Origin of the sequence: Mesonia phycicola (genome assembly GCF_900141885.1) — a bacterium.
Taxonomy (GTDB): Bacteria; Bacteroidota; Bacteroidia; order Flavobacteriales; family Flavobacteriaceae; genus Mesonia; species Mesonia phycicola.
This window is the reverse complement of record NZ_FQYY01000003.1, coordinates 79,765-105,808: the sequence shown is the minus strand read 5'-3', so window position 1 is coordinate 105,808 and position 26,044 is coordinate 79,765. Positions and strand designations below refer to the sequence as shown.

Genomic DNA, 26,044 nt, shown 5'->3' with positions numbered 1-26,044 from the left:
TTACATTTTATGGCAACAAAACATAATTGGACAAAAGAAGAAATTTTAGAGATATATAATAAACCTTTTATGGAATTGCTTTATGAGGCTGCTACAGTTCATAGAGAATTTCATGACCCAAATACAGTTCAGGTTTCAACATTACTTTCTATAAAAACAGGTGGCTGTCCTGAAGATTGTGGCTATTGCCCACAAGCTGCAAGATATCATACCGATATTGAAGGGAATGATTTAATGAGTGTAAACCAAGTTAAAGCACAAGCTCTTAGAGCAAAAGCATCTGGTAGTTCTCGTGTATGTATGGGAGCAGCCTGGAGAAACGTTAAAGACGGTCCTGAGTTTGATAGTGTTTTAGAAATGGTAAGAACCATTAATAAGCTAGATATGGAAGTTTGCTGTACTTTAGGTATGGTAACAGAAAATCAAGCTAAACGTTTAGAAGAGGCAGGTTTATATGCGTATAATCATAACTTAGATACTTCTGAAGATTATTATAAAGAAGTAATTTCTACAAGAGGTTATGAAGATAGACTTGAAACGTTAGACAATGTTAGAAAAACCAATGTAACCGTTTGTAGTGGTGGTATTATTGGTATGGGAGAAAGTAAAGAAGATCGTGCAGGAATGTTAGTAGCTTTAGCTAGGTTAAATCCGCAACCAGAATCTGTGCCAATCAACGCTTTAGTTCCTGTAGAAGGTACCCCGTTAGAAGAACAACAAAAAGTTTCTATATGGGAAATGGTAAGAATGGTAGCTACAACAAGAATAATTATGCCAAAAACTCAAGTTAGATTGTCTGCAGGTAGAACAGATATGAGTAGAGAGGGTCAGGCAATGTGTTTCTTTGCAGGAGCAAATTCAATTTTTGCGGGAGATAAGTTGTTAACTACCCCTAATCCAGATGTTAATGAAGACATGATTATGTTTAAAGAGTTAGGTTTAAACGTTCAAAAACCTTTTGAAAAGCATCCTCAGCGTAAATCTGTAGAAAAAGAAGACTCTAAAATAGATGCTTTAGGCGAAAAGCCTAGATGGTCTAGACCAGGACATAAAATAGAGAAAAACTTAGAAGCTCAAGCTAAAGGAAAGGTAAAAGCTTAAAGTATTTTATATAAATTATTGTGTAAAACCAAGCCTTTATGGCTTGGTTTTTTTGTTTATTTTTTGTCTTTAAGTAGATTTAATTTTTTTATGAAACGTGTAAGTTTTTGCATATTTTAAACTTTTAATACGACAAAAAATAGCTCCAAGGTTAATTTGGTTTATTTTTATGTTAATTTAGTGTGGTTTTTGTTAATTTTTACATAAATTTAGTGCCGACATTTAATGACTAAATCAATATTTTTATGAAAAAAACATTACTCAATTTTAGTGTGTTGTTTTTAACACTTTTTCTTTTCAATTATTCGCAAGCACAAGTAGGCTTAGATTTTGACGGAACAGATGACTATATTCAAACTTCCTATCCGGGGGTGTTAGGTACTAATTCTAGAACATTTGAGGCTTGGATTTATGTAAGCGCTATGCCTTCTAGTAATATCACAATATTAGATTACGGAAACTCGGCTACAGGTTCTAGAAATACTTGGATTGTAGATCCTTCAGCTAAACTTAATTTTCTTTCAGGGGGAACAAATGGTAACCTTTCGTCTCCCGTAAATTCTGTTCCTATCGGACAGTGGGTGCACGCGGCATTTGTTATTGATAATGGGGTAGGTTATACCTATGTTGATGGTGTGCAAGTAGCAACGGGTAATTTAAGTGCGGTAAATACTCCTTCTACTGGTGAAAATTTAAAAATAGGCCAACGTGTAAGTGGGGGGAATATTCCTTTTGACGGTATCATAGATGAAGTTCGTGTGTGGGACGTAGCTCGTACGCAAGCAGAAATACAAGCAGATATGAATGCAGAGCTTTGTCCAAGCACAGCAAATTTAGTTGCATACTATAAATTAAATGATGGTGTGGCAGATGGTACAAATACAGGTTTAATTGTTGTAAGTGATAATTCTGGTAATGGAAATGATGGAATTCTTAATAATTTTGCTTTAACAGGTACTTCTTCAAACTTTGTTACAGGGGCTGCATTAAGTGCTTCTACTGGAGGTTTTGATAATACATTGACCGTAACCGCTTCTACTCTTACTGCTAATCAGACTGGAGCAACTTACCAATGGGTAGATTGTGATAACGCTAACGTTCCTATAGCTGGTGAAACAGGTCAAAGTTTTTCTCCTACTATAGAGGGTAATTATGCAGTAGAAATTACAGAAGGAACTTGTGTTTATATGAGTAGCTGTGTTATGATGACTATTTGTAGTGTTCCTTCAAGTTTGGTTTATTCAAGTTTTGACCATGAATCTGTTGATTTATCATGGATAGAGAATGGTATGTCAACAGATTGGGAATTAATGTACGGTGTTTCTGGTTTTAATCCAGATGCAGCAACTGGTACTTCTGTATTAGTTTCTGGTACATCCCAGTATTTATTAACAGGTTTAACAAATAATACAGCGTATGACGTTTATGTTCGTTCTATTTGTGATGTAGATTTTGAGAGCAACTGGTCAAACGTTTTAACTTTTACAACGTTAGCTCAAGATCCGTGTCCAGATGTTACTGGGCTTGCAGCAAGCAATATAACAGATAATTCAGTTGATCTTACTTGGGTGGAAAATGGAACTTCAGGTACTTGGATAGTTAAGTATGGCGGAGTAGGATTTGATCCAGATACAAGCGGTCAGCAAATAACAGATAACGACGGTGTCCCTGGAGTAAGCGTAATTTCTTTACAAAGTGAAACTACTTATGAGTTTAGAGTTCGATCATATTGTGGTGCAGGAGAGGCTAGTGACTGGTCTGATGCAGAAACTTTTACAACTACAGAAGTATTATCTGTAGACAATGAAATTTTAAATAATATAGAGTTGTATCCTAACCCTGCTAATAACGTAATCAATTTAAAATCTAATGTTTTGATGGATGAGTTGGTAGTATATAATATGTTAGGGCAAAAAATGATGACTTACGTGCCTAGCAAAGAGAATGTAAGTGTAGATATTTCTAGTTTACAGTCAGGTATTTTCTTTGTAAAAGCGAAATTAAATAACAATTACAAAACTTTTAAAGTTATAAAAGAATAACTTTAGACTTTTTAAGAGTAATATATAAGGCTATCTATTTTAGATAGCCTTTTTTTATTGAGTAGTTTACTCTTCTAACTCATTTAGTTTTTCGTAAACTAAATTACTTTCCCAACCTCTATAAAATAAATAATCTGCCACTTTTTTCTTTTTTTTGATGGTAGAGTTTTCATTAGTATTGTTCCATTTTTTTTCTGCTAGAGCATGAAAGGTAGATAAGTATTCATTTTCAGGTATCTCTCTAATTGCGCTTTCTATATTAAATCTAGATATATTTCTAAGCTTTAATTCTCTAATTATTCTAATTTTCCCCCACTTTTTTATGTTGAATTTTCCTCTTGCGTAGCTTTTAGCGAATCGTTCTTCGTTTAAAAAATTTTCTTGTATGAGTTGATATATAATTTCTTGCCTGGCTTCAGGTATCATATTCATTTCTCTTAATTTACTTTCTACTTCTTTATGGCACCTGTCTTGGTAAGCACAAAACTTCATTAGTTTTGCGGTAGCTTCTTTTAAAGTATAAGAGGTTTGTTTTTCTTTTTTCATGGTGAGTAAAAGTAAAGAAAATAGAGAGTTTTGTAAATAAAAAAAACGCCTTTCAAATTAATGAAAGGCGTTTTATAAAATTTTAAATAATCACGTCACCATTTTGATCGTGAAAGTGATATTCTAAATACGTGTAAGCATCTCTAGGTAAAATTTTTACCCATCGTTTATGGTCAAAAAACCATTTACTTCGGGGTGATGGAATACCTTTTGTTAAATAGGCGGCCACAAAAGGATGTGCTGTAATAGACAGCTTTTTGTGATCTTTTTTAATAAGTTTTTGTAAGTCAGCGTTAATTTTATTAATAACTACGATAGGAGCTTCAATTTCTCCATTTCCGTTAGGGTTTTTTTCTCGAGTTTTAATATTCATTTCTGGCCTAACACGTTGTCTTGTAATTTGTATCAACCCAAATTTAGTGGGAGGTAAAATTTTGTGTTTGGCTCTATCGTCACTCATCTCATCTCTAAGATGGTTAAAAAGAGCTTTTCTGTTCTCGGCTTTGCTCATGTCAATAAAATCAACCACAATAATACCACCCATATCTCTAAGGCGTAATTGTCTAGCAACTTCTGTAGCGCTAATAAGGTTTACTTCTAAAGCAGTTTCTTCTTGGTTCTTGGCTTTATTGCTTCTGTTACCACTATTTACATCTATAACGTGCATAGCTTCTGTATGCTCGATTACCAAATAAGCACCTTTGCTTATTGATACGGTTTTACCAAAACCAGTTTTTATTTGCCTTTCGATACCAAATTTTTCAAAGATTGGAACATTAGATTGATATTGTTTTACAATAGACTCTCTGTCAGGAGAAATCTCACTAACATAATCTTTAATTTGTGTATAAAGAGCTTCTTCATCTGTACAAATAGAGGTAAATGTGTCGTTAAACATATCTCTTAATAGAGAATTTGCTCTATTAAGTTCTCCTAGTACTTTAGATGGAGTGCTTGCTTTATGTAATTTTTTACACATCCCTGTCCAGCGATTCATCAAATTTTGAAGATCTTTGTCAAGGTCTGCTACTTTTTTGCCTTCTGCAACGGTACGAACTATAATACCAAAACCTTTAGGTCTTATGCTCTTAACGAGTCTTTTAAGACGGTCTTTTTCTTCTTTGTTTTCAATTTTTTGTGAAACTGAAATACGGTTAGAGAAAGGGACAAGTACAATGTATCTTCCTGCAAAAGAAAGTTCACTGCTAATTCTTGGGCCTTTGGTAGATATAGGTTCTTTAACGATTTGTACCAAAATCGATTGATTTGATTTTAAGACATCGGTAATACTTCCGTCTTTATCAATATCATCTTCAAAATGATAGTTCTTTAAAGAATAATCTTTTTGTTTACCTGTGCTTACACGTTTGATGAATTTTAATAAAGAAGACACTTGTGGCCCTAAGTCATGATAGTGTAAAAAACCATCTTTTTCGTAACCAACATTCACGAAGGCTGCGTTAAGACCAGGGATAGCTTTTCTAATTTTGGCTATATAAATATCTCCAACAGCAAAATTACTATCATTATCTTCTTTATGTAATTCAATTAGTTTTCCATCTTTTAATAAGGCAAAATCAATAGCAGAAGAATTGGATCTAATAATTAACTCCTTATTCATCCGTATTAGATTTTTATCCATACTTACACAGGTGGTAGGTATAGATGGATTAAACAAAATTTATCACAGGTTTTTGAATCCTGAAGAAGTGTTGTTTTCACTTCCATGTCAATGAACTTTTTAAACAGAAAAAGTAGTTTAAAACTACTTTTTCTTGTGACGGTTAGCTCTTCTTCTTTTCTTACGCTTATGCGTAGCTACCTTATGTCTTTTTCTCTTTTTACCACTTGGCATAAATCAAGATTTTAAAAATTAATAATTCGTTTTATTTTACTTCTACGTTTGTTTTTACACCTTCAACAAAAACTTTTGCAGGTTTGAATGCAGGTATATTATGTGCAGGTATTTTAATTGTAGTGTTTTTAGATATGTTTCTACCGGTTTTCTCTGCACGAGTTTTAATAATAAAACTTCCGAAACCTCTCAAATAAACATTATCTCCGCTTTCTAAAGAAGTTTTTACTTCTTCCATAAAAGTCTCAATTGTAGCTTGAACATCACCTTTTTCCATTCCTAATTTCTCTGAAATATTCGCTACGATATCTGCTTTCGTCATTTTACAATTATTTTTGTTATAAATAGGGTTACATTTTTCAAGGGCGCAAATATACTAATTTAATATTCAATTAATCAAGCCTAATCCTTTAAATAGTAATGAAATAAACTTTTATCATTGTAATTTAACAAATATAGGAATGAAATTTTATAATTTACTGATTGATTGGTATTTATCTAACAAGCGTGAGCTACCTTGGCGTGAGACAAAGAACCCATACTATATTTGGTTGAGTGAAATTATGCTGCAACAAACAAAAGTAACTCAGGGATTACCTTATTATTTAAAGTTTGTAGAAGAATTTACTACGGTAAAAGATTTGGCAAATGCTTCTGAAGAAAAAGTTCTTAAACTTTGGCAAGGATTAGGGTATTATTCACGTGCACGAAGTCTTCATTTTACGGCTAAGTATGTGAGTGATACGTTAAAAGGTGAATTCCCAGACAATTATAAAGATTTGAAGAAACTTAAAGGGGTGGGAGATTATACTGCCAGCGCAATTGCTTCTTTTTGTTTTAAAGAGCCTGTTGCGGTAGTAGATGGTAATGTGTATAGAGTGCTTTCTCGTGTGTTTGGTATAGATTTAGCAATCAACTCTACAGAAGGAATTAAAAAATTTAAAGAATTAGCTCAGTCTTTAATAGATGTAAAAAGACCTGGTTTATATAATCAAGCTATTATGGAGTTTGGTGCCCTGCATTGTAAACCTAAAAATCCCTATTGTATTTCTTGTCCCTTTCAGGTTAGGTGTAAGGCATTTCAGCAAGGATTAATAGATAAACTGCCTGTTAAGTTGAAAAAAACGAAGGTAGTTACTAAAAACTTTAATTATTTAGTGGTTTTGGCTAAAGATCAAACGGTAATTCAGCAAAGAAAAGGAAGTGGAATTTGGGAAAACCTATATCAATTTCCATTAATAGAGACAGAGATAGAAATTAGTAAAGAAGAATTACTTGATAATGCTGAATTTAAGGCTTATGTAAAAGACGATTTTAAAAATATAAATTTATTTAATAAAAAACCTATAAAACACGTACTTTCGCACCGTAAATTAATGGTGAAATTTTGGGTGATTCAATTAGAAGAAATTCCTGATAATTTTAAGAAAAACGACTTCAGGGTTATCGATAATAGTGATTTAAAACTCTATCCTGTTCCTGTTTTAATTCAAAAATTTTTAGAGAATTTCAATTTTACCAAATAAGAGTTTTTTCTTACATTTACTTAAAAGCAAAGAAAAATGGCATCAGGTACATTAAATAAAGTTATGCTTATTGGGCATACAGGAGATGAAGTGAAAATGCATTATTTTGAAGGAGGCGGTTGTATTGGTCGTTTTCCGCTTGCTACTAATGAAGAATATGTAAACAGAACTACTGGTGAGCGTGTTAGTAATACGGAGTGGCATAACATTGTAGTGCGTAATAAAGCTGCAGAAGTTTGTGAAAAATATTTAAATAAAGGAGATAAAGTTTACATTGAAGGTAGAATAAAAACTAGAAAATGGACAGACGATAAGGGTATGGATCGTTATTCTACAGAAATACAGTGTTTAGATTTTACTTTTTTAACACCTAAAGAGCAAAGCCAAGGTGGTGGTGCGCAGCCTCAAGGCCAAATGAGTGGAGTGAGTACACCAGCTCAACAACAGCCAGCAGTAGCAAAACCATCTCAGGCACCAGATGATAATGATGATGACCTTCCATTTTAAGTTAAACTAAAACAAAGAATTTGGATCTCGAACCTCCCAGTTTATATATAATTTTTTCTATTATAGATTTTTCCCATATTATGGGTATAGTTGTTCTTGTGTTACTTTTAATCTGCTCTGCATTAATTTCAGGCTCAGAGGTGGCATTGTTTTCTTTAACACCTTCAGATTTTGATGTTAATGATGGTGGAGTTACAGCTAAGCAACAAATTTTAGTACGCTTATTAGATAGACCTAAGAAATTATTGGCAACTATTTTGGTGGCTAATAATTTTTTAAATATTGCGGTAGTTCTGCTTTTTGAGTCTTTAAGTGATGTTTGGTTTGCTAATATAAACTCTAGTATTAATTTTTATTATTTTCAATTAGATCTAGTTTTCTTTTTAAAAGTAATTGTGGTCACTTTTCTAATCTTACTATTTGGTGAAATTTTACCTAAAATTTACGCCAATAGAAATAAGGTGAGCTTTTCTAATTTTATGGCTTACCCTCTTTCAGTTTTAGATAAACTATTAAGTGTATTTAGTATTCCTATGAGGCAGGTAACAGTGCTAATACATAGTAAGTTAGGTAGGCAGCGTTATGGTTTAAGTGTAGATCAATTATCTCAAGCTTTAGAGCTAACTTCAGAAGAAGATACCACAAAAGAAGAGCAAAAAATTTTACAAGGGATTGTGTCTTTTGGTAATACAGAAACCAAACAAGTTATGAAGCCTCGTATAGATATGTTTGCACTTAGCATAGACCAAAGTTTTAAAGAGGTAATTACAGAGGTAACAGAAAACGGATATTCTAGAATACCTGTTTATGAGGAAAATATAGATAATGTAAAAGGTATACTTTATATTAAAGATCTTTTGCCTTATTTAGATAAAACTAATTTTGAATGGCAGTCTTTATTGAGAGAACCTTATTTTGTGCCAGAAAATAAAAAGCTAGATGATTTGTTGAATGATTTTAAAATTAAAAAAAATCACTTAGCAATTGTAGTAGATGAATATGGTGGTACTAGCGGATTAATATCTTTAGAAGATATTATTGAAGAAATAGTTGGAGATATAAGTGATGAGTTTGATGATGAAGGTTTAATATTTTCAAAACTAGATGATTATAATTACGTCTTTGAAGGTAAAACTTCTATGAAAGATTTTTATAGAGTTATTAAATTGGAAGATACAACTTATTTTGAAGAGAAAAAGGGAGAGGCCGAAACCTTAGCTGGCTTCTTGTTAGAAATTTCTGGTGCATTTCCGCAGGTAAATCAAAAAATAATATTTGAAACATATACGTTTACTATAGAAGCTATTGAGGGCAAACGTATTAAACAAGTAAAATTAAATATTGGGTATGAGGTTAGTGATAATTAGTGTGGTTTTTCTTCTCTTGGTTGGTTGTGATAAGGGGTACCAACCAAAACCTAAAGCTTTTTTGGCGCTAAATTATTCTGAGCCCATTTATAAAAAAATTCAATTACCGTGTCCTTATCAGTTTGAGATTAATAACCAAGTGCAAGTAAAGGCATCTAGAACAAATACGCCTTGTTGGGTAGACTTAGAGTATCCTCTATTAAACGGAACAATTTTTATTACCTATAAACAGGTGAATAACAACTTAGAAAAACTGTTAATAGATGCGCAAAAATTACCATTGCAGCACACTATAAAGGCTGATGAAATAGAGGGAGATACTTATATTAATGTAGAAAATAAAGCTTACGGTACTTTTTATCAAGTTAGAGGCGATGCAGCTTCTCAAGCTCAGTTTTATTTAACAGATAGCGTAAATCATTTTGTGACAGGTTCTATTTATTTTAAAGCGCAACCAAATTTTGATAGTATTGTGCCTGCGGCAGATTATCTTTCTAACGATATTCGTCATATTATGGAAACAATGAAATGGGCTACCATTCAAGAATAAATTATTTAGTTGTTTTCAATAAATAGTTAGACTTTTGCAAAAAATCTAACAATGAGTAGTCAGCAACTTAAATGGGTTTATTTAGTTTCTCTTTCTTTAGTGTGGGGGAGTTCTTTTATTTTAATTAAAAAAGGACTACTAGGTTTAACGCCACTTCAATTGGGGGCTTTAAGAACCTTTATGGCAGGTATTTTTCTGCTACTTATTGGTTTTAAAAGTTTAAAAAATATAGAAAAGCACCAATGGAAATGGATTGCAGTTTCTGCCTTTTTAGGAACTTTTTTTCCTGCTTTCCTTTTCGCGTTTGCAGAATTGAAAATTAACAGTGCTATAGTTTCTATTTTAAACTCCACCGTTCCTATTTTATCTATTGTATTTGGGTTTATTATTTTCAGAATAAAAAGTACGCAAAATCAAATTATAGGGGTAATAATTGGTTTGATAGGCTCTGTATTGCTTATTAGTAGCGGAGCTAAAATGGATAGTCCTGAAGATTTATTGTATGCATTTTTACCGCTTTTAGCTACTACAATGTATGCTATTAACGTACATATTATTAAACGCCATTTACAAGAAATACCTGCGTTAAGTATTACTACAGGTTGTTTTTCTATTTTAATGATACCCGCAACTTTGGTATTGTTTTTTGCTGATTTTTTTACTGCTGAAAATTTAAATGACTCTTCCACTCAAACTGCTATTGGGTATATCGCTATCTTATCTGTAGTTGGTACTGGTATTGCTAAAATTCTATTTAATAGATTGGTGCAAATTTCAAATCCTGTTTTTTCAACTTCTGTTACTTACTTAATTCCTGTAGTGGCATTTACTTGGGGAATTTTAGATGGAGAGAAGTTTGGTATAATGCAAGTGGTTTCTGGGGCAATTATATTGTTTGGTGTTTATATGTCTAATAGAAAAAATAAATAAAAAAGCCGACTCTAATAGAGTCGGCTTTAAAATATATTAAAAAGAAATTATTTAAAGTCAGCGTCAGTTACACCTTCATTAATTTTAATTTCAGACATCTTAATTTCAACTTCTTGTGGTCCGAAGCTTACTTTCGTTACGTGAGGAAATTTAACTCCTTTCACTTCTTTGTAATCTTCAAAACCAGTAGTGTTGGTCATTGTTTGTCCTGCTTGGCTAACTGAAGTAGATGATTGAACTTTTAAACCAGTTTCAGTATCGTAGTAATCTTTTGTTTTTTCTGAAGATTGAACTACATAAGCATCTTTACCGTTTACTTTTTCAATAGCAATTAGTTTTGCTTCTGCTGCAGGGTTTAACTCAGGGAACAATCCAGCGCTAGCTTTTGCATCTGCAATTTGCTCTTCTGTAAAGTTTATTTTTTGACCTTGTCTTTCTTGGTAACCAGTTTTACCATCAAAAATATTTTTACTTAAAGTCATACCATTCATAGAAACTAATTGAGCGCTTTTTCCGTCGTTAGTTTGCTTCATATTAAATGAAAGGTTCATTCCTTGTACAGAAGCACTTCCTGTCATCGCAACAGTATTCACTTTTTCAACAGCTTCTTTTCCTCCAATTGCTTTGATGTAAGCATCGTAAACCGTATTAACAGTTGTACCTTCTGGAATCTCTTTCGTGTATTCTGGTTTCTCTATTTTTTCACCATCTTTATTGAAATAAAATACAGGAATTGTTTTTCCGTTGTAGCTAATATTTTCAATGTTTTCAACAATTTCACTTCCTTTACCTGCTATTACAATTTGCATTGCATTTGTTTTAAAGTACTTGTTTGCAACACGTAAAATGTCTTCTTGAGTTACTGCGTTGATTTTCTTTAAGAAAGTCTCGTAGAAATCTTTCTCAAGATCGTTAGTTTTTATACTCAAAGCGTAATTTGCAATAGTAGAAGGGCTTTCTAATTTTAATACAAAATCTCCTGCAAATTTATTTTTTGCGTTATTTAAGTCTTCAAAAGAAACTTTTTCAACTTTAATTCTGTCAATTTCTTTTAGCATTTCTACTACAGCACTATCTGTAACTGCGTTTCTTACGCTTGAGCTAGCAGAAAATCTACTTGCATATTTATCAGCACCAGTGTAAGAACGTGCACCGTAAGTATAACCGTGCTCTTCACGTAAATTCATGTTTAAGTAACTACCAAAACCACCACCTAAAATTTGGTTTGCAACCAAAACAGGGAAGTAATCTTCGTCTGCCATTTTAAGGTTAACCGTGTTTTGTACACGTAGCTCACTTTGTACAGCGTTAGGTACATCTATAAAGTTTACTTGTGTGTATTGTACTTTTGGTAAGCCTGGTAAAGACGCTCCTGGAGGAGTGCTTTCTTTCCAATCTCCTAAGTATTTTTTAACTAGTTTTTTAACGTCAGATGCTTCTACATCTCCTACAACTACTAGGTAAGCATTTTTAGGAGAGATGTAGTTATTATAGTAAGCTTTTACATCTGCAAGTGTAACTGCTTCAACAGTTTCTTCTGTAGCAAACTCTCCGTAAGGGTGGCTGCCACCGTAAGCTAATTTTCCGCTTACATTGCTGGCAATACTACTAGCGCTTTTAGCTTCTGCTTTAAGACCTTCCATTATTCTGTCTTTCTGGTCTTTAAATTCTTCTTCTGTAAATTTTGGATTTAATAGGCCGTCTGCCATTAGCTCCATTACTTCTGGGAAAAATTTTGAAAGAGAACTAGCAAAGGCACTCTCTTGACCAAAACCAACGTTAGCACCTAAAAAGTCTATTCTTTCGTTGTACTCGTCTTTGGTCATAGAAGAGGTTCCGTTACCCATCATTGCGCTATAAATAGATTTTACACCTACTTTGCTTCCTTCAGAATGAGGTTTGTTATCTATAATTAAACTAGCTCTTACTCTTGGTAATTTATGGTTTTCTACTACCATTATTTGCAATCCGTTACTTAGTTTGTAAGTTTTTGGAGAGCCTAAATTTATTTTTGGTGCCGGTCCTGCTTCTGGTTGTTTAGATCTGTCAATCTGTGCTTGCGCACCCACTACCATTAGGCACATTATAAAAATTGATAATATTTTAATTTTCATCTTTAAAGCTGTTTTTTCAGTTATTATTTAGACTCTGGAGTTGGTAAGTAATCTAAATTTAAACGTTGGTTCTTTTTAAGGTATTTGTTAGCTACATTTTTAATATCTTCTCTAGTGATACTTCTGTAGATTTCTATTTCATCATTAATTAAGTTTACGTTACCGTAAAGCATATGGTAAGTAGCTAATGATGATGCAATACCTTGAATACTACTATTAGAGTTTACAAATCTGTTTTCAAATTTGTTTTGTAGTTTTTGGTATTCGTTTTCAGAAATTAATTCTGTTTGTAGCTTAGCAATTTCTTCATCCATAGATTTACCTAGCGTAGATAAAGGGGTTTCTCCCATTGCAAGAGCACCCATAACATACATACCATAATCTTCTTGAGATCTAGGGAAAGCTAATACTTGAAGAGCTTCTTTGTTTTCATCTACCATTTTTTTGTACATACGTGAACTTTTCCCGTCAGTTAAAATAGAAGAGATCATATCTAAAACATATGCGTCTCTATCTTTCATAGAAGGTGTTCTGTAAACATAAAGTTTTGCAGGAATTTGAATGTTATCATCATATTCTGTAGCAACAATTTCTGAAGTAATAGGTGCTTCTTTAATATTTACACGCTCAACAGCTGGTTGTGCAGGTATATCTTTAAAGTATGTTTCAATCCATTCTTTAGCTTCTTTTAAATCAATATCACCCGCAACAACTAAAGTAGCGTTGTTTGGTCCGTAATATTTATCAAAAAAAGCTTTAAACTCGTCTAATTGAGCAGCATCTAAATCTTCCATAGTACCAATTACAGAATTTTTGTAAGGGTGCTCTTTAAACATGTAAGGGCTAATACCAGTGCTGTAAATAATTTTACCGTAAGGAGAATTGTCTATACGAGTACGTTTTTCTTCTTTTACAACTTCGTTTTGAGTATCTACTCCAATTTGGTTAATTACTGGGTGAAGCATACGCTCAGACTCCATCCATAAACCTAATTTTAATTTATTCGAAGGAAAAGTCTCGTAGTAATAAGTTCTATCTTGTGTAGTGTTGGCGTTATTGCTACCTCCGTTAGAAGCAACAATATTAAACCACTCTCCACGTTCAATATTTTCTGTACCTTCAAATAAAAGATGCTCAAAGAAATGGGCAAAACCAGTTCTTCCTTTTTCTTCATCTTTAGCTCCTACGTGATACATTACACCTACAGTAACTACTGGAGCTGTATTATCTTGATGTAAAATAACATCTAAGCCATTGTCTAGTTTGTACTCTGTAAACTCTACTTGTTGTGCAAAGCCAGCATAAGTTGCTAAAAGAGTAAAAGCAGCTAAGCTAATTCTTTTAATCATGTTTAATTAGATTTTGATTTGTTCTAAATGTTTGACTTCAAAAATAATTATTTGTTACATCAAACATGAGATAAATGTTATAAAATGTAAAATTAACAGGTTCTTATCATAGTATTAAGTTGATTTTTCTGAAATTATAAAGAAAAAAATATAATATCATGAAAAATCAATCAATTTCAGTTAAGTATGGTTTGGGTATAGGCGTTTTGTTAATTTTAGTTTTTTTACTACTTACAATATTTAATCTTCATTTAAAGCCATACGTAAGTGCAATAAATTTAATAATTGTAGGTGTAGGTCTATTTTTTGCAATTAAGAGCTATAAGCAACACTCTAAAAACAATGCACTTAAAAAATTTACCTACGGAAGCGGTTTTGGAGTAGGGGTGGCTTCAGGCTTTATCTCTACCATAATTTTTACAATTTTCTTTGCTATCTATGCTAGTAATATAGAACCAGGTTTTGTAGATAAAATGATGGGCAGTTTTGATGTTGGTTACAAAGTAGGTGTAGGTACAGTAAGTTTTATTGTGGCGTTAATGGGATTGGCAACCACCGTAGTTATGAGTCTAGCTGTAATGCAGCTAATGAAAGATAGTTGGAATACTAAAAAAAATAGATAGTTTTTAGTGCTGAAAATGAAATACTTAAACATTAAAGTAATTTAAACTGAAACATTTGTATTTTAATTATTTAGAAGTATATTTGCATCCGATTTTAAATAATTAATTAATACGTTACGCTATGTACGCAATTGTAGAGATAGCAGGGCAGCAATTTAAAGTTGCAAAAGACCAAAAGGTTTTTGTTCATCGTTTAGCAGGAGAAGAAGGAGATAGTATCTCTTTTGATAAAGTTCTTCTAACAGGTGATGGTGAAAATATTACTTTGGGCGCCCCGGCTATAGAAGGAGCTCTTGTTGGAGCTAAAATTACACGTCATTTAAAAGGAGACAAAGTGATTGTTTTCAAAAAGAAAAGACGTAAAGGTTACCGTAAGAAAAACGGTCACCGTCAATCTTTAACAGAAATTCTTATTGAAGATATTACTCTTAAAGGTGGAAAAAAAGCTGCACCAGCTAAAAAAACTACTGCTAAAAAAGCAACAGGAAAAGCTGATGATTTAAAGAAAATTGAAGGTATAGGTCCTAAAATTGCTGAAACTTTAGTAGAAGCAGGTGTTAGCACTTTTGCTGAATTAGCTAAAACTGATGCTGCAAAAATTTCTGAAATTATTGCAGGTGTTCGTGGTAGTCACGTAACAGATACTTGGCCAGCACAAGCTCAATTAGCTGCTGATGGTAAGTGGGATGAGTTAAAGAAATGGCAAGACGAATTAGATGGTGGTAAAGCTTAATTGCTAAACTACTTAAGTATAACAATAAAACCTTAAGACAATGGCTCACAAAAAAGGAGTAGGTAGTTCTAAGAATGGTAGAGAATCAGAATCAAAACGTTTAGGTGTTAAGATTTTTGGTGGTCAAGCTGCTATTGCTGGAAATATCATCGTAAGACAAAGAGGTACTGCACATAATCCTGGAGAGAATGTGTATGCTGGAAAAGATCATACATTACACGCTAAGGTAGATGGTCTTGTAAAATTTACTAAGAAAAAAGATAACAAATCTTATGTATCTATAGAGCCTTTTGAAGCTTAAGATACTTTTCTAGTTTAAAATTTAAAGTCGTAACATTTAGTTGTTACGACTTTTTTTGTTTTAGAAATTTATGATTATTAAGTATTTAACAAGTTTTAAACACAAGTACTTAAAAGTATTTTATAGATTTAAAAACTAATCAAAATAACTTTTTAATTATGAGAAAAATTTTAATTTGTTCTGTGTTGTCTTTAAGCTTACTATGTTCTAGTTGTTTGGGGTCTTTTAGCGCGTTTAATAATCTTAAAGATTGGAACGAGCAAGTAACAGATAATAAGTTTGTAAATAACTTATTGTTCTGGGGTTTAAATATAGTACCGGTTTATGGGCTTTTCTTTTTTGGGGATGCCATTATTTTTAACGTAATTGAATTTTGGTCTGGATCTAACCCAATTGCAATGTCTGAGGGCGAGATAGAAACACAAACTATTGAGCACGAAGGAAATAAGATGCGTCTAACAGCTACTAAAAACAAAATGAATATTGAAGTTTTAGATGGTCCTAAAAAAGGGAAAAAAGTAGATTTAGTTTATAGTCCTGAAGAAAAATCTTGGACGGCTGTAAAAGATAATGGGGAAGAGATTAAATTATCTTCTTTTAAAGATGGTATGTATATTGTTCATTTACCAACTAAAGATGTAAAAGTAGATCCGCAAGCGTCTAGAGAAACTGGTTTAGCGGTAATTGAAACTCATATGTATAAAAATGAGTGTGAAGCTTTTGCTGTTGCGAATTAAAAATAAGCTAATCATAACAAAAAAAGAGCCTTTGAAATTTTTCAAAGGCTCTTTTTTCTTTTGTTTTAATAATAAGTTTTATGACTCACAACTACTACAGTTTACTAGGTTGTTTACCATTTCTTTAGATACACTTTGGCTTCTTTGGTAGTAAAGTGTTTTTACACCAAGTTTCCAAGCTTCAATCAAAAGATTATTAACCTCTTTAATCGGTATTGCAGAAGGTATATTAAGGTTTAAGCTCTGAGATTGGTCAACATACTTTTGTCTAATAGAAGCTTGTTGAATGATCTCTAATTGGCTTATTTCTTTAAAAGTTTTAAATACTGCTTTTTCATGCGCGGTAAGTTCATCTAACTTTTGTACACTACCATTATCTAACATTATATTTCTCCAGGTATCTTCATTGTCAATACCTTTTTCTTGCAGTAATTGCTTAAGGTATTTATTTTTTCTAATAAAGTTTCCTTTAGATAATCCTGCTTTGTAGTAATTACTGCTAAATGGCTCAATACCTGGTGAGGTTTGCCCTAAAATAGCAGAAGATGAGGTGGTAGGAGCAATAGCTAATGTTGTGGTGTTTCTTCTTCCGTAGCCTTTAAGTACTTCTGGTTCTCCATAAATTCTAGATAACTCTTCAGAAGCTTTGTCTGCTTTATTTTGAATATGCTTAAAGATCTCTGTTGTTCTCATTTTAGCATCCATCCCTTCAAACGGAATATTGTTTTTCTGTAAATAAGAATGCCATCCTAAAACACCTAGACCTAGTGCTCTGTGTCTTTTTGCAAAACGGTTAGCAGAAGCTAGGTAGTAGTTACCTTCTGTTTTTTCTATAAATTCTTGTAGAACTGCATCTAAAAAGAAAATAGCTAGTTTAACGGCTTCTGTATCTTTCCATTCATCATACAATTCTAAATTCATAGAAGATAGGCAACAGATAAAAGATTCTTCTTCAGAAGAAGGAAGCATAATTTCTGAACATAAGTTACTTGCATTAATTTGCATTCCTAAATCTTTGTAAACTTGAGGTTTATTTCTGTTTACGTTGTCTGAGAAGAAAATATATGGCAAACCTTTTTGTTGTCTACTTTCTAAAACTTTAGCCCATATTTTTCTTTTATCTCCATCTCCATCAATCATTTCTTGCATCCAATAATCTGGTACACAAACTGCATTGAATAGGTTTTGAATAGGGTTACCTATATTTTTAATTTTTAAAAACTCTTCAATATCTGGGTGGTCAATATCTAGATAAGTAGCAAATGCACCACGACGAACTCCTCCTTGAGAAATAGTGTCCATTGCCGTGTCAAAAAGTTTCATAAAACTTACCGCACCACTACTTTTACCATTATCTGTTACTGCGCTACCTCTTGCTCTCAAACCTCCAAAATATCCAGACGTACCTCCACCAATTTTGGTTTGCATAATTACCTCACCTAATTTGTGAGTAATGCCTTCAATATTATCTGGTATATGCACGTTAAAGCAAGATATAGGTAAACCTCTTTCTGTACCCATATTTGCCCAAATTGGAGAGCTTAAACTCATCCAACCGCGCTCTATCATCTCTTGGAAAGATTCTTTAAGTTCTGGCTTGTATAATCTCTTTGCGGCAGCTGTAGTAATTCTATCTATAGCTCCTTCTACGGTTTCTCCTTTTAAAAGATAACCACGATTAAGTATTTGTTCGCTTTCTTCATTTTTCCACCAAAGTTTTTTTCTTAGGGAATCATTATCGTTTATTAAAGGTAATTCGCTTGTGAACATTTGAGTTTGTCAGTTTTTTTAATTTTTAAAATAAATCGTCTGCAGTGATACTTTTGTCATGCTTGGTGTAATCTACGGGTCTTTTTGCAAAAAAATCATCAAGGCTGTTTGCAAAAACTTCTTCTTCAAACCATCTTAACGGTGCGTAATCTTCTGCAGAGATATTGTAAATTTTCTCCATTCCAATTTTTTCCATACTATCGTCAATACGGAATTTCATGAAGTTTAGTAAATCTTTCTTTTTTACATTTTCTAGTTCACCATTTTCAAAAATCCAGTCTAAAATTTTGCTTTCTACGTCTAAAGAATGCTTTACTGTTTCTTTAATATGGTCTAGTGTTTCTTGGTCAAAAAAGTCTGGGTATTCTTCTTTTATTTTGTTGATAATATAGATGCCTCCATTTGCGTGAATTTGTTCATCTACAGATGTCCAAGCAATAATATTACTTACATTTTTCATTAATCCTTTAAAACGAGTAAAAGATAAAATGATGGCAAATTGACTAAAAAGAGATACGTTTTCTATTAAAATAGAGAACATAATTAAAGACACTACGTACTGTTTTTTATCTTCTGAATTGGCGTTTTGTAATGCTTTAGATAAGTAGTCTACACGTTCTTTAATTACAGGGACGTCTAGTAAATCTTTAAATTCATCATTATAACCTAATACTTCTAAAAGTCTTGAGTAAGCTTCAGAGTGTCTAAACTCACACTCTGCAAAAGTACTTCCTAACCCGTTAAATTCTGGTTTAGGGAAATGATCATAAATTTTACCCCAAAAAGATTTCACTGCAACTTCTATTTGTGCAATAGCTAATAAACTGTTTTTTATAGCCGTTCTTTCTCCTATGTTTAGGTGAGAATGAAAATCTTGTGTATCTGCTGTAAAATCTATTTCACTATGTACCCAATAAGCTTTATTTATAGCTTCAGTAAATGTTAATACCTCTGGATATTCAAACGGTTTGTAGTTAACTCTCTTGTCAAAAATGCCCATAACTATATGTAGATTTTAGATTATTTTTCTCGCTTTATTTGATAACGCTTTTGATATCAAGACTATGTATAAAAATAGAATCGATAAAAACCGGTTTACTAAATTAATGGATGATTGCTTTACAAATTGCAAAAGATGAAAAAAAATCTAAGAGGTTATTAACATGTTGTTAATAGGTTGATTTTTAAGTGATTGAAAATTAATGTAGATTTTAATAAAGTAACTATAACATCTAGCTAATCTTTAATTAACATGTTGTGTATATGTTTATCGATTACAATTTTCACTACATATATAGGCGTTTATGCGAAGAGAAATCACTTTCTTTTTTTGTGTTTTTTACTCATTTTTTTTAGTAGCTCAAGAAAGAGAAAAGGTGGCAAATAACCATGAGTTTCAAGATTCTATTTTTTATCTCTTTAAAGATCAATTAGAAATTGCAAAGAAAAAATCTGATTCTATTTTAATCTCTGAAAAATACATTCAATTGGGTGATTATTTTCAACTTTCAGAAGTTTATGGAGAGGCTATAGAGCAATACAATTTAGCTTTAAAAATCACCACTAAAAACAATCAAGATTCTTTAAATATTTTATTAAATAATAGAATAGCTCATATCTACCTTACATTAAAAAATTACGAGAAAGCAAAAAATATTCTGCTTAATAATATAGATAAAGCACAACAGGTTAAACAAACAAAATCTGAAGCAGTAGCAGAAGGTATTTTTGGTAGTTGCTTAGAGAAAGAGGGGAATTACTTAGAAGCATTAACACATCAAAAAAATAGTTTAAAGCTCTTTGAAGAAATTAAAGACCAAGAAGGTATAGCGGTTGTAAACGAGAATATAGGAAGTATTTATGAAGATTTAACTCAGTTTAATTTAGCTCACGAGTATTTTGAAAAATCACTCCGTTATTTTGAAACACAAAATGGGGTACAGCAAATAAATGTACTCAATAATATAGGTGATGTTTACAGAAAAACAGGAGAGTATAAAAAAGCTTTAAGTTATACAGAAAAAGCACTGACTCTGGCAGAAGCATATAAAGATCATCACCAAATAGAGAGTGCGCACAGAGACTTAGCTAAAACCTATGCGTTACAACAAAACCACGCAAAAGCTTATCTGCATCTTTCTATGTATAGTGATTTAAAAGAAGAGCAATTTTTAAAACAAAATTTTAGGCAGCTTAATGTTTTACAAACTATTTACGAGACAGAACAAAAAGAAACGCAAATAGAATTGTTAACCAAGCAAAACACAATTAATGAGGCTAACCACAATTTCATGTTATTGGGAGGGGTGGCTTTACTATTTTTAATAGGGGTTTCTTTTTTCTTTATAAATAGAAAAAGAAAAGAGAAATCTAAGTTGCAAAATTACAAACAGCGTATGCTGCAAGCAGAGTTAGATAAAAAAGAAATAGAAGAAAAAAAACTTCAAGATGCTATACAATTAAAAACGGCATCACTTTCTAAATATAGCTTAAACATTGCTCAGAAAAATAAGTTGATTACAGATTTGTCTTCAACATTAAAGAAAATGAGTACGCGTTCTAAAATGGATACCCAAGCAAAACTCAAAGAATTAGCTAAAGAATTAGATTTTGCATTGCAGCAAGAAGATGAGTGGGATGAGTTTATGAGCTTTTTTGAAGATGTACATCCGCAATTTTTTAAAGAACTGTCTAAAAAGGCTAATTCTAAACTAACATCTTCAGAGTTGCGCTTGGCAATGCTACTTCGTTTAAATCTTTCTTCTAAAGAAATAGCATCTATTTTAAGAGTTACTCCAGATAGTGTTAGAGTAGCAAGATACCGCCTAAGAAAAAAACTTCCTATTAATTCTAAGCAAGAATTAGTGCATTTTTTTATGAATTTATAGAAAAAACCACCCTGTTTGTTATTAGTGTTAGTGTAATGTAAAGAAATCTTAATTGTTGCCTTAAAGTAGCTATAAAAAAGACGTGTTGTTCACTCTTTGTTGCTTAGTAAATTTAGGGCTAACCTTCTGTTAAATATAGATTTGCTGTAAATAATAAAACAACCAAACTAAATTTTTTATGAACTTAAAACTAGCACTTGTAACATTATTTGTTGCTGTGAATTTTAGCTTTTTGTACGCTCAAGAAGGAGCGGTAAGAGGAACAATTACTGATGAAAACGGACTTTACGTACCTGGAGCATCTGTAATGATAGAAGAACTAAATAAGGGAACGGTAACCAACTTTGATGGTGAGTTTACTTTACTAGAAATACCAGAAGGTACACATCAATTATCTGTAAAATATTTAGGTTATAGTACCATTACGCAAGAGGTAGAAGTAAGTGCTAATAAAACTAGCTCTGTAAAATTAATTTTAAATTCTGCAGAAACCACCTTAGGTACGGTACAAATTATAGGTAGTGGGTTAAGTGCGCAAGCAAAAGCTTTAAACTCACAAAAAAATAAAACTAACATTACCAATATTGTTTCTACAGAGCAGATTGGTAAATTTCCAGATGCCAATATAGGTGATGCAGCTAAGCGTATTCCTGGTATTACTATGCAGGTAGACCAAGGGGAAGCAAGAAATATTATTGTTAGAGGTTTAGCACCGCAATTAAACTCGGTAACATTAAACGGTAGTAGAATACCATCTGCAGAAGGAGATAACCGTAATGTACAGATGGATTTAATCCCGTCTGATATGATTCAAACCATAGAGGTAAGCAAAGCTGTAACTCCAGATATGGATGGAGATGCACTTGGTGGGTCTGTTAATTTAGTAACAAGATCTGCACCAGAAAGCTTCAGACTCTCTGCAACAGTAGGTTCTGGTTTAAATTTTATTAGTGATAAAAGAATTTTAAACGGTTCTTTTTTAATTGGAGACCGTACTAAAAACGGAAAATTTGGTTATATGCTTTCTGCATCTATAAATGATAATGATTTTGGTTCAGATAATGTAGAGGCAGAGTGGGGTAATGAGTTTGAATATAATACAGGAGAACAAGATGAAGACGGAGAAGATATTTTAGAAGAATTAGATGTAAATCCTTTTGCTAAAACTTTTGAAATTAGAAAATACTTAGTTCAACGTATAAGACGTAGTTTTTCTGCTAATTTTGATTATCGTTTTAATGAAAACAACTCTATCTACGTAAAGAGTATGTATAATTGGAGAGACGATAGAGAAAATCGTTTTGCTTATTCTTCAGAAATTTTAGACGGAGAAGACATACAAATAGGTGACTTTGATATCCAAAACGGAAATTTAACTCGTTTTCCTACAGAAGTGAAAAGAGAAACAAAAGGTGGTGTTGCAGGTGGTAGAACGCAAAGCAGAAGATTAGAAGACCAACGTATGCAAAACTACAGCTTGGGAGGAGATCACTTATTAGGAAACATTAAGTTAGATTGGATGGGATCTTTTGCAAAAGCTTCAGAAGATAGACCGCAAGAAAGGTATATTGTTTATGCATCTGAATATGAAGTTAATAATGACGTGTCAGATACAAGAAAACCTTTACATACCGCAGTAACAAATCCCGATTTAAGTGATTTTGAATTAGATGAACTTACGGAAGAAAATCAATATACAGAAGAGAAAGATTTTAACTTTTTTGCAAATGCAGAAATGCCTGCAGACTTTTTTGGAAAAGGAGACGGAATAATTAAAGCTGGTTTAAGAGGAAGGTTTAAAACAAAAACCAGAGATAATGATTTCTTCGAGTATTCTCCAGAATCTGGTGATTTAGATAACTTGAGTAGTGTTAATACCAAATTTTATGGTAGTAATGATTTTATTGTAGATGATAAATATGAACCAGGAATTTTTACTTCTGCTAATTTCTTAGGAAACTTAAACCTTAATAACGCAGAGTTGTTTGAAAAAGAAGCTGTGTTAGATGAGTATTTAGGTGAAAATTTTGAAGTAAAAGAGAACGTCTATGCTGGTTACATTATGGCTAACCAAAAGCTTACAGATAAGTTAAGCGCTTTAGTTGGTATTCGTGTAGAAGCTACTCAAATAGAAAGTAAAGGAAACGAGTTTGATGTAGATGATACTTCTATAGTTACACAAATAGAAGAAACTAGCAATTATACAAATGTATTGCCAGGTGTGCATTTAAAGTATGATGCAACAGATAAAACAGTTTTACGTTTTGCGTGGACTAACACTTTGGCTAGACCAAACTACGTAGATTTAATTCCGTACCGTCAAATTGAAGATGATGAAATCTCTATAGGTAACCCAGACTTAAACCCTACAACTTCTATGAATTTTGATTTTATGGCAGAGCATTATTTTAGTTCTGTTGGTATACTTTCAGGAGGTGTTTTTTATAAAGATATTAATGACTTTGTTTATACATATGTATTAGAAGAAGAAGGTACTAACTTTGAAATTTATCAGCCATTAAATGGTGATAATGCTAAAATTTATGGAGCAGAAATATCTTTTCAACGTCAATTAGATTTTTTACCAGGTTTTGCTAAAAACTTAAGTATCTACACCAATTACACGTTTTTACATTCTACCGCAAGCGGAATTAGAAATGAAGATGGAGATGAGCGTGGAGATTTAGATTTACCTGGATCTTCTCCAAATATGTTTAATGCATCACTTTCATATTCAGATAAGCGTTTTAGCACAAGACTATCTGGTAATTTTTCTGATGCTTATTTAGATGAATTAGGAGGTAACGATTTTGAAGACCGTTATTACGATCAGCAATTTTTCTTAGACTTTAATGTTAACTACTCTATTAATAAAAACTTAAGTGTTTATGGTAGTTTAAATAACATTACCAACCAGCCATTAAGATACTATCAAGGTTCTAAAAACAGAACTATGCAAATGGAGTATTATGAGAGAAGACTAACCTTTGGTCTTAAATATAACTTATACTAAACCTACAAAAATCTAACAAGAGAGTGTTTTGTAATTTTTTACTAAACACTCTCTTTTTAACCCTATAATAATGATAAGAAAAGCCTTAGTAATTTTAACTACTATTGGTTTTATTTCTTGTGGTGAAAATCTACCAGAAATTAAACCAGATATAATTACAGAATTTACCTTGCACGACACAGATGATCCTGCAATATGGGTAAATGCCCAAAACACCCAAGAAAGTATTGTTTTTGGAACAGATAAAGAAACAGATGGAGCTATCTATGCTTTTAATTTAGATGGTAAAATTATAGAAGAGAAAACTCTTCATGGGATGAAGCGGCCTAATAATGTAGATGTAGAGTATAATGTAAAATTAAATGACTCTGTTACTACAGATATTTTAATGTTTACAGAGAGAGAACGAGAGCAGATTAGGTTATTTTCTGTACCAGATATGAAACCTTTAGATCAAGGTGGCTTTAAAGTTTTTCAAGAAAAAAGAGAAAATGAGTGGAACCTCCCTATGGGTATATCTATCTATAAATCTCCAAAAACAGATAAAACCTATGCAATTGTAGGTAGAAAAAACGGACCTAAAATTAATTACTTACAACAATTTGAATTAGTGCCAGCAGGAGATCATATAGAATTTAAATTAGTAAGAGAGTTTGGTAAGTTTAGCGCAGAAAAAGAAATTGAAGCAATTGCAGTAGATGAAGAGTTAGGCTACATTTATTATTCAGATGAAATGGTTTGTGTAAGAAAATACAATGCAGAGCCAGATGCAAGTAACGAAGAGCTTTCTTGTTTTGGAGGTGAGTATTTTAATAGAGATATAGAAGGTATTGCTATAGCAAAGTATAATAACCAAGAAGGTTACATTATAGTTTCTAATCAACAAGAAGGAACCTTTAATTTTTTTGACAGAAAAACCAATCAATTTTTATACGCTAAAAATTTAGGTACAGTAGAAACAGATGGTTGTGAAGTGTACACGGGTTATTTAAATGAAAAATTCCCTAACGGACTTTTTGTTGCAATGAATGATAATAAAAATTTCTATTTCTATGATTTATCAAAGATTATTGAAACTAAATAGTTTCTTATTTATAGGTGTGTTTTTATGTTCGTTAAATATTTTGGCGCAAAAAAAATATTATAACGATAATGAAAATAGTAATTTAAAAGAATTGCAAGTAGAAGAAGATGGCTTACACTTTTATGTAATTGGTGATTGGGGTAGAAATGGTCATTTTAAACAAGCTGAAGTAGCAGATATTATGCAACAGGCAGGTTTTATTTTAGAACCAGAATTTATTATTTCTGTAGGAGATAATTTTTACCCTAACGGGATAGCTTCTGTTAACGACCCATATTTAAAAAGTAGTTTTGAAGATATTTACTATGGTTCAAATCTATTTTGCCCATGGTATGTAGCTATAGGTAACCACGGTTACCGTGGTAATGTACAAGCGCAAATAGATTATTCAAAAATAAGTCAACGATGGACAATGCCAGACCGTTATTTTAAAGTAGAAAAAACTTTAGAAGATGATAAAACCACCGCAAAATTTATTTTTTTAGATACTAATACTTTTGAAGATGATTATTACGAGTCAGAAAAATATGCCAAAGTAAAAGAGCAAGACTCTTCAAAACAAAAAAAGTGGTTAGAAAAGACTTTGAAAAACTCTACTGCAGATTGGAATATTGTAATTGGGCACCATCCGCTTTATACTTCTGGCAAAAGAGTAAATGATGAACCTTATGTGCGAAATCATTTAGAAAAAATATTTGAAAAATACAAAGTTCCTGCTTACTTTGCAGGCCATGAGCATGACATCCAGCATTTAAAACCTAAAAAGGTGTTTACGCATCATTTTATATCAGGTGCAGGTTCAGATGTTAGGCCTACAGGAGAGTCAGACTTTACCCAATTCTCAAAATCTGAACAAGGTTTTTTGATTGTTAGTTTATTGCCTACCAAAATGCTGGTACAAGCCGTAAACTGGAAAGGAGAAATAACCTATAAATATGAGATACCCAAATAATAAATCTCAAATCAAGTTTTCTTTTCAAGAAAAATCCCGCCTAAAGCGGGATTTTT

General features: G+C 32.1%; 22 protein-coding genes. 15 read left to right on the top strand and 7 right to left on the bottom strand.

Annotated features, from left to right (window positions below; translation table 11 throughout):
• The first annotated feature begins 9 nt into the window (after positions 1–9).
• Both bioB and BUC03_RS05080 read left to right on the top strand, forming a co-directional pair.
• The gene (gene bioB, locus BUC03_RS05085) at positions 10–1,101 is read left to right on the top strand and encodes a biotin synthase BioB (protein ID WP_073148919.1); all 1,092 of its coding nucleotides are present in this window, start codon (positions 10–12) and stop codon (positions 1,099–1,101) included.
• 245 nt (positions 1,102–1,346) lie between these two features.
• Entirely contained in the window at positions 1,347–3,143 is a 1,797-nt protein-coding gene (locus tag BUC03_RS05080; protein WP_073148917.1) for a LamG-like jellyroll fold domain-containing protein, read from the top strand.
• 66 nt (positions 3,144–3,209) lie between these two features.
• Here BUC03_RS05080 and BUC03_RS05075 read toward each other — a convergent pair whose 3' ends face one another.
• From BUC03_RS05075 to BUC03_RS05065, 3 genes are all read right to left on the bottom strand, one after another.
• Positions 3,210–3,689 carry a regulatory protein RecX gene (locus BUC03_RS05075; RefSeq protein WP_073148915.1) on the bottom strand — a complete coding sequence of 160 codons (480 nt, stop codon included), beginning with the start codon at positions 3,687–3,689 and terminating at the stop codon, positions 3,210–3,212.
• An 82-nt stretch (positions 3,690–3,771) separates the two neighbouring features.
• Entirely contained in the window at positions 3,772–5,310 is a 1,539-nt protein-coding gene (locus tag BUC03_RS05070) for an Rne/Rng family ribonuclease (RefSeq protein ID WP_073149415.1), read from the bottom strand.
• A 265-nt stretch (positions 5,311–5,575) separates the two neighbouring features.
• The gene (locus BUC03_RS05065; RefSeq protein WP_027885039.1) at positions 5,576–5,866 is read right to left on the bottom strand and encodes an HU family DNA-binding protein; all 291 of its coding nucleotides are present in this window, start codon (positions 5,864–5,866) and stop codon (positions 5,576–5,578) included.
• Between the two features lie 139 nt (positions 5,867–6,005).
• Here BUC03_RS05065 and mutY point away from each other — a divergent pair, with 139 nt between their 5' ends.
• Genes mutY through BUC03_RS05040 form a run of 5 tightly spaced genes read left to right on the top strand, consistent with a single transcriptional unit; the run spans position 6,006 to position 10,424 of the window.
• Positions 6,006–7,070, top strand: coding sequence for an A/G-specific adenine glycosylase (mutY, locus tag BUC03_RS05060; RefSeq protein ID WP_073148913.1), 1,065 nt, complete (start codon positions 6,006–6,008; stop codon positions 7,068–7,070).
• Between the two features lie 36 nt (positions 7,071–7,106).
• Positions 7,107–7,577 carry a single-stranded DNA-binding protein gene (locus BUC03_RS05055; RefSeq protein WP_073148911.1) on the top strand — a complete coding sequence of 157 codons (471 nt, stop codon included), beginning with the start codon at positions 7,107–7,109 and terminating at the stop codon, positions 7,575–7,577.
• Between the two features lie 20 nt (positions 7,578–7,597).
• Complete coding sequence (locus BUC03_RS05050; protein ID WP_073148909.1) at positions 7,598–8,944, top strand: gliding motility-associated protein GldE; 1,347 nt, start codon at positions 7,598–7,600, stop codon at positions 8,942–8,944.
• On the top strand, positions 8,925–9,494 hold the full coding sequence (gene gldD, locus BUC03_RS05045; protein WP_073148908.1) for a gliding motility lipoprotein GldD: 570 nt from the start codon (positions 8,925–8,927) through the stop codon (positions 9,492–9,494). The genes BUC03_RS05050 and gldD overlap by 20 nt, the downstream gene beginning before the upstream one ends.
• A 51-nt stretch (positions 9,495–9,545) precedes the next feature.
• A complete protein-coding gene (locus BUC03_RS05040; RefSeq protein ID WP_073148906.1) occupies positions 9,546–10,424 on the top strand; it encodes a DMT family transporter in 879 nt (292 codons plus the stop codon).
• A 47-nt stretch (positions 10,425–10,471) separates the two neighbouring features.
• Here BUC03_RS05040 and BUC03_RS05035 read toward each other — a convergent pair whose 3' ends face one another.
• Together BUC03_RS05035 and BUC03_RS05030 are read right to left on the bottom strand one after the other, a co-directional pair.
• On the bottom strand, positions 10,472–12,538 hold the full coding sequence (locus tag BUC03_RS05035; RefSeq protein ID WP_073148904.1) for a M16 family metallopeptidase: 2,067 nt from the start codon (positions 12,536–12,538) through the stop codon (positions 10,472–10,474).
• Positions 12,539–12,561: 23 nt separating this feature from the next.
• Entirely contained in the window at positions 12,562–13,887 is a 1,326-nt protein-coding gene (locus tag BUC03_RS05030; RefSeq protein ID WP_073148902.1) for a M16 family metallopeptidase, read from the bottom strand.
• Between the two features lie 158 nt (positions 13,888–14,045).
• Between BUC03_RS05030 and BUC03_RS05025 the strand changes: the two genes are divergently transcribed.
• From BUC03_RS05025 to BUC03_RS05010, 4 genes are all read left to right on the top strand, one after another.
• The gene (locus BUC03_RS05025) at positions 14,046–14,510 is read left to right on the top strand and encodes a DUF4199 domain-containing protein (RefSeq protein ID WP_073148900.1); all 465 of its coding nucleotides are present in this window, start codon (positions 14,046–14,048) and stop codon (positions 14,508–14,510) included.
• A 121-nt stretch (positions 14,511–14,631) separates the two neighbouring features.
• On the top strand, positions 14,632–15,243 hold the full coding sequence (gene rplU / locus BUC03_RS05020; RefSeq protein WP_073148898.1) for a 50S ribosomal protein L21: 612 nt from the start codon (positions 14,632–14,634) through the stop codon (positions 15,241–15,243).
• Positions 15,244–15,283: 40 nt separating this feature from the next.
• A complete protein-coding gene (gene rpmA / locus BUC03_RS05015; protein WP_073148896.1) occupies positions 15,284–15,544 on the top strand; it encodes a 50S ribosomal protein L27 in 261 nt (86 codons plus the stop codon).
• A gap of 158 nt (positions 15,545–15,702) precedes the next feature.
• Positions 15,703–16,281 (top strand): DUF3332 domain-containing protein, encoded by a 579-nt coding sequence (locus BUC03_RS05010; protein WP_073148894.1) that lies wholly within the window; start codon positions 15,703–15,705, stop codon positions 16,279–16,281.
• A 78-nt stretch (positions 16,282–16,359) separates the two neighbouring features.
• On the opposite strand, the gene BUC03_RS05005 is transcribed toward BUC03_RS05010, so the two are convergent.
• Positions 16,360–18,051 carry a ribonucleoside-diphosphate reductase subunit alpha gene (locus BUC03_RS05005; RefSeq protein ID WP_073148892.1) on the bottom strand — a complete coding sequence of 564 codons (1,692 nt, stop codon included), beginning with the start codon at positions 18,049–18,051 and terminating at the stop codon, positions 16,360–16,362.
• 25 nt (positions 18,052–18,076) lie between these two features.
• Positions 18,077–19,051, bottom strand: a complete 975-nt coding sequence (locus tag BUC03_RS05000; protein ID WP_073148890.1) for a ribonucleotide-diphosphate reductase subunit beta — start codon at positions 19,049–19,051, stop codon at positions 18,077–18,079.
• Between the two features lie 376 nt (positions 19,052–19,427).
• Here BUC03_RS05000 and BUC03_RS04995 point away from each other — a divergent pair, with 376 nt between their 5' ends.
• From BUC03_RS04995 to BUC03_RS04980, 4 genes are all read left to right on the top strand, one after another.
• The gene (locus BUC03_RS04995) at positions 19,428–20,939 is read left to right on the top strand and encodes a tetratricopeptide repeat protein (RefSeq protein WP_159432697.1); all 1,512 of its coding nucleotides are present in this window, start codon (positions 19,428–19,430) and stop codon (positions 20,937–20,939) included.
• 178 nt (positions 20,940–21,117) lie between these two features.
• The gene (locus tag BUC03_RS04990) at positions 21,118–23,952 is read left to right on the top strand and encodes a TonB-dependent receptor (RefSeq protein WP_143159140.1); all 2,835 of its coding nucleotides are present in this window, start codon (positions 21,118–21,120) and stop codon (positions 23,950–23,952) included.
• A 70-nt stretch (positions 23,953–24,022) separates the two neighbouring features.
• Positions 24,023–25,036, top strand: coding sequence for a phytase (locus tag BUC03_RS04985; RefSeq protein ID WP_073148886.1), 1,014 nt, complete (start codon positions 24,023–24,025; stop codon positions 25,034–25,036).
• Positions 25,005–25,988 (top strand): metallophosphoesterase, encoded by a 984-nt coding sequence (locus BUC03_RS04980; RefSeq protein ID WP_159432696.1) that lies wholly within the window; start codon positions 25,005–25,007, stop codon positions 25,986–25,988. Before BUC03_RS04985 ends, BUC03_RS04980 begins: the two co-directional genes overlap by 32 nt.
• The last annotated feature ends 56 nt before the right edge of the window (positions 25,989–26,044 follow it).